This is a genomic window from Candidatus Syntrophocurvum alkaliphilum, from assembly GCF_009734445.1.
Lineage (GTDB): Bacteria > Bacillota > Syntrophomonadia > Syntrophomonadales > Syntrophomonadaceae > Syntrophocurvum > Syntrophocurvum alkaliphilum.
The window spans coordinates 932,013-945,131 of sequence record NZ_CP046457.1 but is presented as its reverse complement, the minus strand read 5'-3'; the positions used below and the strand labels follow the sequence as shown (position 1 = coordinate 945,131).

The following is a 13,119-nucleotide window of genomic DNA, read 5'->3' as shown; positions in this document are numbered from 1 at the left end:
TTGCCAGTTAAGGAGTGTCTATCATCTAATTAATCATAAAATATGGGCTGTTTTTATATGGTTAATTTGATAATTTACATCTTGCGATTATATAATTTTTTTTTATTACCCTTTTAATTACCATTCTGTACTGAAAATTGGTTTGTATTTTTAAAGTTTTAAAATGCTAGTATTGGCAGTAAAAAATAATTTAAATTAAAGCTTAGACAATTGTTGTCCAAGTAAATAGAGTATAATAATGAGGGAAATATTTCAAGGAAGTCTAATTATCAAGAACAATGTATTAAATAAATGAGGTTATATAGATTATGATTAAAAGCATTGATTATACTGTAAATAAACTGTCTATTTTTACCTTATAGCTTATATATGTAATAGTGATTATGAATTTCCAAATATTTTTCGATTAGATAGAGTTCAGAATTATAAAGTAAACAATGAGCATTTTCATTTACCCTATACGAAATGTTTTGAAGAAAGTGAATTTAGAAAAAGAGTTGAGTTTATGCAAACCGGTGAGTTAATAAAAATAAAGTTTAAATACTGAGGTAAATCACTAGAAATAATACTTGATCGACTTTCAACAGCGAAAGTTATAGGACAAGACGAAAACAACAAATATATATTAGAGTCCGAATTCTTTGGATAAGGAATAAAAATGTGGTTTTTAAACCAAAGTGATTGTTTAGAGGTATTAGAATATAAGGAGTTTAGACAGGAGATAAAAGAAACGGTTGAAGGTACAAACAATATTTATGATTGTATCTTTAAAAATTACTATTTGATTCCATAGACATAAATCTATATACAAGGGGATGTTTGATTTGAACAAACTTTCTTTAGCAGCTCAAAATCTTTGGGCAAAAAAATCCTACAATGATGGGATGATGTTGTGGTTGCCATTAATGATACATATGAAAGACAGTGCTGTGGTAGCAGAACGACTATGGAATTGCTGGCTATCCAAAGGAGTCAAAAATATAATTAGTGCTGGAACAGGAGGAGAAGAACAGGCGGAAAAACTTTTTGTGTTTTTGGCAGCGATTCATGATTTGGGTAAAGCAACGCCTGTTTTTCAAGTAAAATTAACTCACCCGCTATGTCGAGAATTAGATGAACAGATAGAAGAAAAACTCAAGATTGCTGGTGTACCTTTGAGGCCTTATCATGAGTTTTCCTACGCGGCTAAAACGCCACATGCTTTAGCAACGCAAATCTTGCTACAAAATGCCGGATGCAATAAGAATGTAGCATCTGTGTTGGGCGCCCATCATGGAAAACCAACCAATCATAGTACATTAAATACGTGTGGTGTGGAATCTTATGGGTTCAATTATCATCTTGGAAAAGAAGGTAAGGAAGCCTGGACCAGTGTTCAGAATGAATTGACGGAATATGCTTTAAAATTGGCTGAGTTTCCAAGTATGAAAGATATCCCCCATCCTAACATGATCTCTCAGGTATTGTTGAGCGGTCTGCTAGTGATGACAGACTGGATTGCCAGCAATGAAGATTATTTCCCCTATATTCGCTTAGAGGATTCTATTGCCTCTTTACAGACGGATAAACGCATTAAGAGGGCGTGGAAACAGCTATCTTTATCCAATCCATGGGAAGCGGATAACACATGGATGAACAGCGATCTCTATCAGGAACGTTTTGGATTTGTGTCTACCGGATTGCAAAAAACTGTGATAAAAGCAACAGGTGATATTAATACTCCAGGCATATTGGTATTGGAAGCTCCTATGGGAGTCGGAAAAACAGAAGCGGCTCTGGCTTGTGCTGAAGTATTTGCTGAAAAAACAAATAGACAAGGTGTTTTTTTTGCCCTTCCTACCCAAGCAACCTCTGATGGCATTTTCCCTCGCTTAAAGAGTTGGATCAGCTACCTAGACCGGGAAGCAGGCTACACCATCAGTCTGGCTCATGGCAAAGCACAGTTTAATGAAGAATACCAGTCTTTGAAAATATTCGAAGGCAGCACCAATATAAATTACGATGAAGAAGGCGGCGTACTTGTGCATGAATGGTTTGAAGGACAAAAAAAATCCATGTTGGCCGATTTTGTTGTTGGAACCATCGACCAACTTTTACTGGCTTCCCTCAAACAAAAACACCTGATGCTTAGACATTTGGGATTGGCTAACAAGGTGGTTGTTATTGATGAATGTCACGCTTATGATGCCTACATGGGTCAATATCTGAATAGAGCTCTAAACTGGCTAGGAGCCTATGGCGTTCCGGTTATAGTTCTTTCAGCCACCTTGCCTGCAGAAAAACGACAGTCGGTGATTGATGCCTATCTTAACGAAGATAACCTTCCCAAACAGTCCAATGACCCTTTGGCAGGTAATAAATCCTTCTTTAAGGAACCGCCATCATGGGCGCAAAGCAGGGGATATCCCCTAATGTCCTATACCGATGGGGTTCAAGTGAGGCAGGAAATATTACCGACTGATGGCTCAACACGAAATGTTAAGCTGGGTTTTCTCGCAGAAGAAACATTGTTGGAAAAGCTGGAGGAACTTCTGTCTGATGGTGGATGTGTAGGGATTTTGGTCAATACCGTTAAACGAGCGCAAGTCTTGGCAGAGGAACTTAGAATTAGGTTTGGAGAAGAAAACGTGAAGTTGCTTCATTCCCGGTTCCTTGCACCGGACAGAGCTGAAAAGGAGCGAGTGTTAATGCAGGAACTGGGGAAACCCGGGACGGGGAATAAGCGCCCGGCACTCCGGATTGTAGTAGGCACTCAGATATTGGAACAATCCTTGGATATTGATTTCGATTTGATGATCACAGACCTTTGTCCAATAGATTTACTGTTACAGCGCATCGGACGTCTTCATCGACACATAAGGGCACGACCATCAAAACTTAAAAAAGCCCAATGTTTTATCATGGGAGTTGATGGTGAAAATTTTGAATCAACCACTGAGATAATCTATGGCAAATATTTGTTGATGCGTACGAAAGCACTGTTGCCACAGGAGTTAACGCTTCCCAATGACATCCCTGAACTAGTGCAGGATGTGTATGACGAAAACGTCGCTCTTTCTCAAAAAGCAAATGGTTATGACGAGGCCGAAAAGAAATGGAAAGAAGTGATAGCAGACAAAGAAAAACGAGCCAAAGACTTTAGAATAGGTCCTGCATGGCAAGATTCTCCGCAAAACCTGGTGGGCTGGATGGACACCGATATATCCGAACAACAAGGTGAGGCAACTGTCAGAGATACAGATGAGTCAATAGAGGTAATTCTGATTCAGGAAAAAAACGGCGGTCGTTTGTATTTTTTGTCCGAGACAGAGGAGGGGCGAGAGATACCCTTATATGAAGTGCCCGGCCACGAACTGGCACGTGCCCTAGCCAGACAAAGAGTACGTCTGCCCAACATTTTATGCATGCCGTGGTCTATTGAAAAAACCATATCAGAATTAGAAAAATACAACAGCATAAAAATTTCCCAATGGCAACAATCTCCTTGGTTAAAGGGTGAACTGGCTCTGATCCTTAATGAATCATTTACAGCTAAACTGGGAAATTATTGTTTAACTTATCATCAGCAGGAAGGACTAAGTTATGAAAAGGAGGAGGCTGTGGATGCTTGAAAAAGAATTCAATTTACTCAATGAACCATGGATTATGGTCATGAAAGAGGGGGGAGAAACTCAGGAAGTATCTATACTCGAACTATTTAGAAAGGCACCGGAACATCGAAGCCTTGCAGGAGAACTACCAACCCAAGACGTAGCAATACTGCGTCTGTTACTGGCGGTACTCCATGCCGTTTTTGGTCGCTACGACATAAACGGTAATTTTGCACCTCTAGCGTCTCCATATGCAGCTTTGGAAAGGTGGAAAGCACTTTGGGATAAAGGTAGTTTTCCTATGGAAATCATTGAGAAGTATTTGTTGCATTTTGAAGACCGATTTTATCTATTTCATCCAGAACACCCATTTTATCAAGTGGCTGGCATAGAGAAAGCCACTTCGTATACAGCTGCAAAACTAAATGGCGAATTATCTGAGAGTAATAATAAAAGTCGTTTGTTTCCACAGCGAGCAGGAAGTCAGAAGCTAGCTTTACAATATTCAGAAGCAGCCCGGTGGTTGATTTACATAAACGCATTTGATGACACAGCTGCAAAACCGACGCAAAAGGGTTTGCCTAGCCCTGGAGCAGGATGGCTTGGGAAACTGGGTTTAATTACAGCAGTGGGAAAAAACTTGTTTGAAACACTTACTCTAAATCTAGTTTTTCTGAAGAATGGTGGTGATGAATTATGGGGAGAAGAAGCGCCTGTTTGGGAAAGTGAAAAAGTTAAAAGCGAAGAACGCAGAGAAATAACTATACCGGATAATCCTTCTGCTCTTCTGACATTGCAGTCCAGACGTTTGTGTCTCAAGCGTCATGAAGATAAAGTTGTGGGTTGTGAACTATTGGGAGGCGATTTCTTTCCAAAAGAAAACGCTTTGATGGAGCAAATGACTTTGTGGCGAAATGCATCCAAAAAGAAAACAGGCCCTCCCGAATATAATCCCAAACGGCATGATCCTTCACGGCAACTATGGCGTGACTTTTCAGTGTTGACTGGACAAAGTGAAGGCAACCGTACACCCGGGATTATCTCTTGGCTTGCACGTTTAAAGGGAGAGCAATTGATTTCGCGTACACACTTTCACTTTATGACAGCAGCTGTTAAATATGGAGATAAAGATTTCTTTGCTGACGATGTATTTAGTGATTCCATTACTTTTAGCGGAGAATTACTTACAGACTTGGGAGAAAGCTGGGTGAACCGAATCATCGGTGAGATAGAAACAACGGATAGGCTGGTGGACCAAGTAGGACAGTTAGCCCGAAATTTGGTCAAGGCATCTGGTAATGCTGAAATCAACGGACCAAGAAATGCCGCCAAGGAGCAGGCCTATTACCGAATCAACCAACCCTTCCGCCGATGGTTGGCAAGTATTGACCCGCATAAAGACGATGATAAAAAAGATGAACTTTGCAGTCAGTGGTGGGAACAGGCAAAAGGAATTATTCAAGATTTGGGCAAAGAAATGGTAAACAAGTCTGGCCCCCAGGCATTTGCTGGACGTGTTGAAAAAGACGAAAGAACCGGAAAGGAATATCGCTACACAGCACCAGAAGCTTATAACCGTTTTCTCTACCAAACTTCCAATAGAGAAACACTAAACAGACTGTACAAGAAGGAGGACTGAATATGGCTGATGAAGTCAAGAAGGTAAGTAATTTTGTAAAATATCAAATCAGCCGGTTGTCTGGCAGTAGCAACGAAGCAGCAGCTCGCGCAACATTGGCAAAATTGCGGCGGGGCATTGGTAATGAACCAGGCAGTATGCCGGAATTATGGGATATAACCTTAAATGGGCTGGATGAGTCGTTAACCAGTAAAGATGGCGCACCTACAAGAGGAGAATGGGCGGTGCACACCGCCTTAACTCTTTATGCATTACATCAACAGGGGGCAGATATGCAACAGAACGCCATGAGTAAAGATAAAAATACCCTAGGCACATCTCTACGTAAATTAATTAAAAATGAAGAAGATGAAATAAGGGTCAAACGAAGGTTTGATGCAGCTGCTACATCAGACAGCTTGGCAGAGTTTTCACATCATCTAAGAGGTTTGATTCAGCTGTTAAAATCTCAGGACATACCATTGGATTATCCCGAACTGGCAAAAGATTTATATTTATTTCAGTTTCCTGAGGCTAGAGATTCAGTGAGATTACGCTGGGGACGAGAATTTTATCGCATTAAAAGCAATGTTGAAGGTGATGGTAATCTAAGAAGTTAGAAAGGGTGGTAAACAAATGAAAACCAATGAAAGACTATATTTAGATGTGCATGTTTTACAAACAGTACCTCCTAGCTGCGTCAATAGAGATGATACCGGCAGTCCTAAGTCAGCCGTGTACGGAGGTGCCAATCGGGCTAGGGTTTCTTCCCAAAGCTGGAAGAGAGCTATGCGAGTCATATTTGAAGAGATTATACCTCAAGATAGCCTTGGAAAAAGAACTAAACGGATTGTAAGTATGGTGGAAAAAGAGATTAAAAAGTTGGGTGGTATTGAAAAAACAGAAGAAGCAGCTATTAATATACTGACTGCTGCAGGTTTAAAAATCAAGTCAGCAGAAAAAGGTGCGGATGCATTGTTTTTTATGAGCGTTGCCCAGGCAAAAGCATTGGCAGAATTAGCGACAGAGGATCCTGATGCTATAAAAAGCACGCCGTCAACAGAAGCTAAGAAAAAAGCAAAGCAAGCATTAAAAGAATCACCAGGCATTGAAATTGCATTATTTGGTCGCATGGTAGCAGATGACCCATCGCTGAACACCGATGCTTGTGCCCAAGTAGCTCACAGTATATCCACCCATAAAGTTAACAGAGAATACGATTATTTCACAGCTGTAGACGACTTGTCTCCAGAAGATAACGCTGGTGCAGGTCACATTGGCACTGTTGAGTTTAATTCTGCAACTCTTTACCGCTACGCCACAATTGCAGTACACGAACTACATCGCTACTTGGAAGAAGAAACTGCAGAAGCAGTGAAAGCCTTTCTTAATGCATTTGTGTGCTCGATGCCAACAGGTAAGCAAAACACCTTTGCCAACCGCACCTTGCCAGATGCCGTATTTGTAACACTGCGGAACGACCAGCCCATTAATCTGGTGGGAGCTTTCGAACGACCGGTGCAATCAGGTAAAAATAACGATGAAGGATATGTGGAAGCATCAGCAAAAGCGTTAGTAAAACATGCCAATGATGTACACAAAAACTGGTTAGGGTCACCTGTGTTATCATTAGTAATAGGAGAGTCGCTGAAAGAGCTGGCTGGTGAAACAAAGCCATTGAAGGATGTGCTTGATACATTAAAAGAAGAACTTCAGGAACGGTTAAGAACTGGTGGGGATAACCAATGAGCACACTTTTATTGCGATTAGCCGCACCTCTACAATCATGGGGTGTTGACGCAAAATTTGATCGGAGGGGTACCCAGTCTATTCCAACCAAAAGTGGTGTTATTGGACTTGTTGCTGCAGCATTAGGCCGTCGTCGGGATGAAGGAATTGATGATTTACAGTCTTTGCGTTTTGGTGTTCGAGTTGATCAAGCAGGTGACTTACTAAGGGATTATCACACTGCTAAAAGTGTTAAATCTACCTATGTCACCAACCGTTATTATCTTTCTGATGCTGTCTTTTTAGTTGGGCTGCAAGGTGTAGAAACCCTTCTTAAAGAAATAGATACGGCATTACGCATCCCTACGTTTCCATTGTTTTTAGGCAGACGCTCTTGTCCGCCGGAAGGAAAAATTTCTTTAGGAATCCGTACTAATAAAAATTTGGTAGAAGCACTGCAGGAAGAAGAATGGCTTATTAGTGACTGGCTGCGACGTAAGGAGGCCAAATACGTTCAACTGCCCATTGTGGTAGAAGTAGAAAAAGAAACAGGGGGAGCTTATTATATTCGCGACAACCCTATCTCTTTTGATCAAAACCATCGGAAATTTGGATTCCGTCTTGTTACGGAAATTGAAGCAAAAGTGGTTATTAATAATGAGAGTCGTCATACTGTACAGGGAGATACAACAGCCCATGACCCGATGCAGGAACTAAGGGGGGAATAGCTCATGTATATATCTCGAATTGCATTAAATGCAAAACGTAGAGAAACCATGCAAGCTTTAGTCATACCTCCATTAATGCATGGAGCTGTGGAACAGAGTATTAATGGAGAGCGCCAACGCAACCTATGGCGTGTAGATTGGATGGGCGATAAATGTTATTTATTAGTGCTCAGTGGTGAACAGCCTGATTTCACCCATCTCGTGAGACAATTTGGGTACACAGATAATGAACAAGGATGGGAAACAAAGGATTACAGAACCTTTTTAGCAAAATTGCAAGAAGGGGACTCTTGGAAATTTCGACTGCGGGCTAATCCCACCCAAAGCAGTTTTAAAGAGAAGGACGAAGGAACAGGGCGAGGAAAAGTACATGCCCATGTTACTCAGGAACAACAACGGCAATGGTTAATAAAACGATCAGAAAAATGTGGGTTTAAATTGAATGAAGATAATTTTGGTGTAACGCACACCCAGTGGGAAAAATTTCCCAAGAGTCGGAAAGGGGCTAGGGAAGTGATTATAAGAACCGCAACCTTTGAAGGGTTATTAACAATCACTGACATTGAACATTTTACAGCGTCATTGACCACAGGAATTGGAAGAGCAAAGGCCTATGGCTGTGGACTGCTTACCATAGCACGATGAAGGGGTGAGTGAGGTGGCTGAACATTTTGGCATCGAAAAGCCAGATTTACAGACATTGCCCCAAACAAAGGACAGAATCTCTTTCTTATACCTTGAGCGTTGCATGATCAATCGACAGGATGGTGCTCTCACTGTCACAGATATAAGGGGAACAGTGCATGTGCCAGCAGCATCACTTAGTGTATTACTGCTGGGTCCGGGTACAAATATTTCTCATAGAGCCATGGAATTGGCGGGTAATACCGGAATTAGTATTATATGGGTGGGAGAACAGGGAGTGAGGTATTACGCTCACGGCAACCCACTTTCCCATTCTGCCCACTTGCTGATTCGACAGGCAAAGCTGGTTTCAAATGTTCAAACAAGGGTAGCCGTTGCTCGACACATGTATAAGATGCGCTTTCATGGAGAAGATGTTTCATCCTTAACCATGCAGCAGCTGAGAGGAAGAGAAGGAGCTAGGGTAAGAGCCATTTACCGTAAAGCTTCCCAAGAGACAGGCGTGTCTTGGAATGGCAGAGAGTACGATCCAAATAATTTCAATGCCAGCGATCCGGTCAATATGGCATTATCCGCAGCTCATGCTTGTCTTTACGGTGTTGTGCATAGTGTCATTGTGGCATTGGGCTGTTCTCCTGGTCTGGGATTTGTTCACACAGGTCATGACCGGTCATTCGTTTATGACATAGCAGATCTTTATAAAGGCACTATTACAATTCCAATTGCCTTTATAATTGCAGCAGAGCAGCCGGATGACATTGGCTCTGCCACAAGACACAGGGTGCGTGACGCCATTGCTGATGGGTATCTTCTAAAACAAGTCGTGAAGGATATTAGGGAGCTACTTTTGGGCGAATTAGCGTCTGAAGACGAGCCGGAAATAAAAACGTTGCATCTGTGGGACGATAAAAAAGGTCTAGTGCCCAATGCAGTCTCCTATGGTAAAGAGTTATCAGAGTTGGAGGAAGACTTGCTGGAAGAAGGTTATGGCAACATTTTGGAGGAAGAAACATGATTGTTATTACGTTAACAGACTGCCCTATTAGTCTGCGTGGAGATTTAACCAAGTGGTTACAGGAAATAGACACAGGCGTATATGTAGGCAAAGTAAGTGCCAGAGTCAGAGATCAGCTTTGGACACGGATAACAGAAAATACGAAAAATGGCAGGGCAACAATGGTCTACAGCGCTAAAAATGAACAAAGACTTGATTTTCGTGTTCATAATACCACATGGGAACCTATTAATTTTGATGGATTAAAATTAATGCTACGACCAAGCCCTGCACGTATCCAAAAACTGGGGGAGCAGCGGATGGGTTACAGCAATGCAGCTAAAATAAGAAAAGCTAAGCAAATGACGAAGAAAAATAATAAAGGAGAAAAATTTCTCAAAACATATTTAGTTTTGGACGTGGAGACAACAGGCTTGTCAGTGGCAGAACATGAAATTATTGAAATAGGAGCTCTCAAAATAAAAGATGGACAAGTAGAAGCGACATTTCAAGCCTTGGTAAAGTCAAAAGGTAGCGTGCCAAAATCTATTGAGGTATTAACAGGTATTTCTGATATAATGCTTGAAGAGAAAGGCAAAGAATTGGAAGAAGTTTTACCAGAATTTTTAGAATTTGCAGGGAATATGCCAGTTGTTTCCCATAATGGAGATTTTGATTACAGTTTCTTGAGAGCTGCCTGTCAACAGCTTGATATACCGTTATTTTCCAACAGATGTTTGGACACTTTAAAGATTGCAAGACGTTTGGTAGATGATGTGAAAAACTATAAGCTATCAACACTGTTAAAATACTTTGGGATTGAGGTACAAACTATGCATCGTAGCATTGAAGACTGTAAAATTACATTTCAACTCTATGAAAAACTCATTGAATTAGAGAAAGAACAAAAGTAGAAATGCCTTATTATCAACGTTATTTTAGTATATTCCCCGCACATGCGGGGGTGATCCTATATATTTCATCTTTCACCTCAGAAAATATAAATATTCCCCGCACATGCGGGGGTGATCCCAACAAGTGAATTTTGAGTTAGCTAAACAGGCAATATTCCCCGCACATGCGGGGGTGATCCTGGGAGTGGAAAGGCGAAAAATTTTACTGTAAAATATTCCCCGCACATGCGGGGGTGATCCCATGTAAGGCTACCGATATAGCAAGAAGTCACTATATTCCCCGCACATGCGGGGGTGATCCTGGTATGTATGAAAAAAGACAAAAAGCCTACCAATATTCCCCGCACATGCGGGGGTGATCCCCCGCACATGCGGGGGTGATCCTTTCAAAGCGCGTGGGGAATCTTTCCCACCTCAATATTCCCCGCACATGCGGGGGTGATCCATGTTGTTTGATAAGCCTGAGATGGGTGAACAGATATTCCCCGCACATGCGGGGGTGATCCTTTCCCCATCTTCTGTGAAAACATCAACCGTGAATATTCCCCGCACATGCGGGGGTGATCCTATTAGGGTTATTAACGCGAATTACCCTAAGAAATATTCCCCGCACATGCGGGGGTGATCCTTCCTCAACGCTACTCCAACCCATTTCTTTTAAATATTCCCCGCACATGCGGGGGTGATCCTGAAGGAGCTAATTGATAAGGATGTGATATAGAATATTCCCCGCACATGCGGGGGTGATCCTAAAAGTAAAAACAGTAGTGTAGAAGTGCTAATATATTCCCCGCACATGCGGGGGTGATCCTTAACAAAATGACCAATGCAAAGAAGATTAAAGATATTCCCCGCACATGCGGGGGTGATCCTGGATTGAGATTGATGGGATAGGCTACAGGATTATATTCCCCGCACATGCGGGGGTGATCCCAATTAACCCGAAATGGGAAGTTGACGAAGATGATATTCCCCGCACATGCGGGGGTGATCCTGATTTAACTATAGAAAGATATGATATACTACCATATTCCCCGCACATGCGGGGGTGATCCTTTAATGGTGCTATGGTAGAAGCACCCGGATTAATATTCCCCGCACATGCGGGGGTGATCCTAGAACGCCAGTTTTAGGTGAAGGAGTAAAGATATATTCCCCGCACATGCGGGGGTGATCCCCGCGAAGGATAGTCAAATAAATTTAGAGAAATAATATTCCCCGCACATGCGGGGGTGATCCTATTTACCGACAGTTGCAAGGAAGAAAAAAGCGATATTCCCCGCACATGCGGGGGTGATCCTATGTTCAAGAGGTTGGGAGCTATACGGAAATAATATTCCCCGCACATGCGGGGGTGATCCCAATAAATGTGCTTATTGTGGTGAAAGTAAACCATATTCCCCGCACATGCGGGGGTGATCCTAACAATTGTTCTAACTTGATATTCTTCATAATATATTCCCCGCACATGCGGGGGTGATCCTGTGGCTTTAAAATGGTAGGTAAAAACGGAGGAATATTCCCCGCACATGCGGGGGTGATCCTAATTGGGTAAATCCAACTACTGATACTTATATATATTCCCCGCACATGCGGGGGTGATCCTTATTTAGATGAATTTATTGAAGTTTATCAATTATATTCCCCGCACATGCGGGGGTGATCCTGACGGAGTAAGTGAATTAAGGTTTCAAGGAAAATATTCCCCGCACATGCGGGGGTGATCCTATCTATATAACAGAATCATCAAAAATTCTAAAATATATTCCCCGCACATGCGGGGGTGATCCTGTAATAACAGCTGATTTATTGTTGCAAATAGCATATTCCCCGCACATGCGGGGGTGATCCTGATATTATTAGATAATATCAAAAATACTAGATATATTCCCCGCACATGCGGGGGTGATCCCTCTTTTATCAAGTATTTTCTTTGCACCACTAAATATTCCCCGCACATGCGGGGGTGATCCTGAACTCAAACCATATACCGGAGATGAATGCCCATATTCCCCGCACATGCGGGGGTGATCCTAACGAATTTATAAATAAAATTATACACGGTGAATATTCCCCGCACATGCGGGGGTGATCCTGAATATATGATGATTAGAGGAAAGATATATAGATATTCCCCGCACATGCGGGGGTGATCCTATTGATGCTATTATGGCTTATAAAATAGCTATATATTCCCCGCACATGCGGGGGTGATCCTAACAAGCTAAGAGATTTGAGATGTTTTTTAAAATATTCCCCGCACATGCGGGGGTGATCCCATCATAGGCAGGGATTATATGAAAGAAAAAGGATATTCCCCGCACATGCGGGGGTGATTAAACAGGAGGAAGAAAGACGAAACAGACTTTATGATATTCCCCGCACATGCGGGGGTGATTCCTAAAACCTCCAAAACCATACACTGTAGATTTTCAAATTAAACTAGGTGCAATAGTAGGTATTTTTCAAACTACAGCAGCATTATATGTGACCTTAATTACAAAGATAAATTAAATAAGCCATATAAAAATTTGAAAAGAGCAAGTTTAGCTGCCCATTTCAAAAAAAAGTTATTCTTATGATTTTTAAGTAAATCTATTTAACTAGCAATATATAATTAAAAGTAAAAAATTCTTTAGCTAACAGCTTTATTTAATATAATAATATTGAATTTTTACAACAATTTTCAAACCACTTTTACTTATTCACTATACCTCAAAATCCTTTTGACCTTGGTATGTAATTTCTTCATCAATTTCATGTATTTTTTTAGAACATGCATACATAAGACTAGCAGTAGCAAGGTTATTGCATGAATACTTCAAAAAAGTTATATTTGTTTTTAATATAACTAAGCTAATAGAATATATTGATCGAATAAACAAAAAACAATCTATCGTCA

General features: G+C 41.3%; 9 protein-coding genes and 1 CRISPR repeat array. Of the genes, 8 read left to right on the top strand and 1 reads right to left on the bottom strand.

Translation table 11 applies throughout. The features are described from left to right. Positions 1-824 precede the first annotated feature (824 nt). The 8 genes from cas3 to cas2e are packed head-to-tail and all read left to right on the top strand — an operon-like array spanning position 825 to position 10,217. A complete protein-coding gene (gene cas3, locus SYNTR_RS04630) occupies positions 825-3,611 on the top strand; it encodes a CRISPR-associated helicase Cas3' (protein ID WP_197079202.1) in 2,787 nt (928 codons plus the stop codon). Further along, positions 3,604-5,229 (top strand): type I-E CRISPR-associated protein Cse1/CasA, encoded by a 1,626-nt coding sequence (casA, locus tag SYNTR_RS04625; RefSeq protein WP_156203428.1) that lies wholly within the window; start codon positions 3,604-3,606, stop codon positions 5,227-5,229. Before cas3 ends, casA begins: the two co-directional genes overlap by 8 nt. Before the next feature lie 2 nt (positions 5,230-5,231). Beyond that, the gene (gene casB / locus SYNTR_RS04620) at positions 5,232-5,828 is read left to right on the top strand and encodes a type I-E CRISPR-associated protein Cse2/CasB (RefSeq protein WP_156203427.1); all 597 of its coding nucleotides are present in this window, start codon (positions 5,232-5,234) and stop codon (positions 5,826-5,828) included. A 16-nt stretch (positions 5,829-5,844) separates the two neighbouring features. Beyond that, complete coding sequence (gene cas7e, locus SYNTR_RS04615; RefSeq protein ID WP_156203426.1) at positions 5,845-6,957, top strand: type I-E CRISPR-associated protein Cas7/Cse4/CasC; 1,113 nt, start codon at positions 5,845-5,847, stop codon at positions 6,955-6,957. Next, on the top strand, positions 6,954-7,664 hold the full coding sequence (cas5e, locus tag SYNTR_RS04610; RefSeq protein ID WP_156203425.1) for a type I-E CRISPR-associated protein Cas5/CasD: 711 nt from the start codon (positions 6,954-6,956) through the stop codon (positions 7,662-7,664). The genes cas7e and cas5e overlap by 4 nt, the downstream gene beginning before the upstream one ends. Positions 7,665-7,667: 3 nt before the next feature. Beyond that, positions 7,668-8,309 (top strand): type I-E CRISPR-associated protein Cas6/Cse3/CasE, encoded by a 642-nt coding sequence (cas6e, locus tag SYNTR_RS04605; protein ID WP_156203424.1) that lies wholly within the window; start codon positions 7,668-7,670, stop codon positions 8,307-8,309. A 13-nt stretch (positions 8,310-8,322) separates the two neighbouring features. Then, complete coding sequence (cas1e, locus tag SYNTR_RS04600; RefSeq protein ID WP_156203423.1) at positions 8,323-9,324, top strand: type I-E CRISPR-associated endonuclease Cas1e; 1,002 nt, start codon at positions 8,323-8,325, stop codon at positions 9,322-9,324. Beyond that, positions 9,321-10,217 carry a type I-E CRISPR-associated endoribonuclease Cas2e gene (gene cas2e, locus SYNTR_RS04595; protein WP_156203422.1) on the top strand — a complete coding sequence of 299 codons (897 nt, stop codon included), beginning with the start codon at positions 9,321-9,323 and terminating at the stop codon, positions 10,215-10,217. The genes cas1e and cas2e overlap by 4 nt, the downstream gene beginning before the upstream one ends. A 29-nt stretch (positions 10,218-10,246) precedes the next feature. Beyond that, a CRISPR array of direct repeats spans positions 10,247-12,617; the repeat unit is 28 nt; unit sequence ATATTCCCCGCACATGCGGGGGTGATCC. Positions 12,618-12,925: 308 nt separating this feature from the next. Here the strand turns inward: cas2e and SYNTR_RS11540 are convergent. Continuing rightward, positions 12,926-13,102, bottom strand: a complete 177-nt coding sequence (locus SYNTR_RS11540) for a hypothetical protein (protein WP_197079201.1) — start codon at positions 13,100-13,102, stop codon at positions 12,926-12,928. Positions 13,103-13,119: the final 17 nt, after the last annotated feature.

Excerpts from the sequence above, each read along its gene's own strand:
- cas5e (WP_156203425.1), top strand. The coding sequence starts at position 6,954 with ATGAGCACACTTTTATTGCGATTAGCCGCACCTCTACAATCATGGGGT.
- cas7e (WP_156203426.1), top strand. The coding sequence starts at position 5,845 with ATGAAAACCAATGAAAGACTATATTTAGATGTGCATGTTTTACAAACA.
- casA (WP_156203428.1), top strand. The coding sequence starts at position 3,604 with ATGCTTGAAAAAGAATTCAATTTACTCAATGAACCATGGATTATGGTC.
- cas2e (WP_156203422.1), top strand. The coding sequence starts at position 9,321 with ATGATTGTTATTACGTTAACAGACTGCCCTATTAGTCTGCGTGGAGAT.
- cas6e (WP_156203424.1), top strand. The coding sequence starts at position 7,668 with ATGTATATATCTCGAATTGCATTAAATGCAAAACGTAGAGAAACCATG.
- casB (WP_156203427.1), top strand. The coding sequence starts at position 5,232 with ATGGCTGATGAAGTCAAGAAGGTAAGTAATTTTGTAAAATATCAAATC.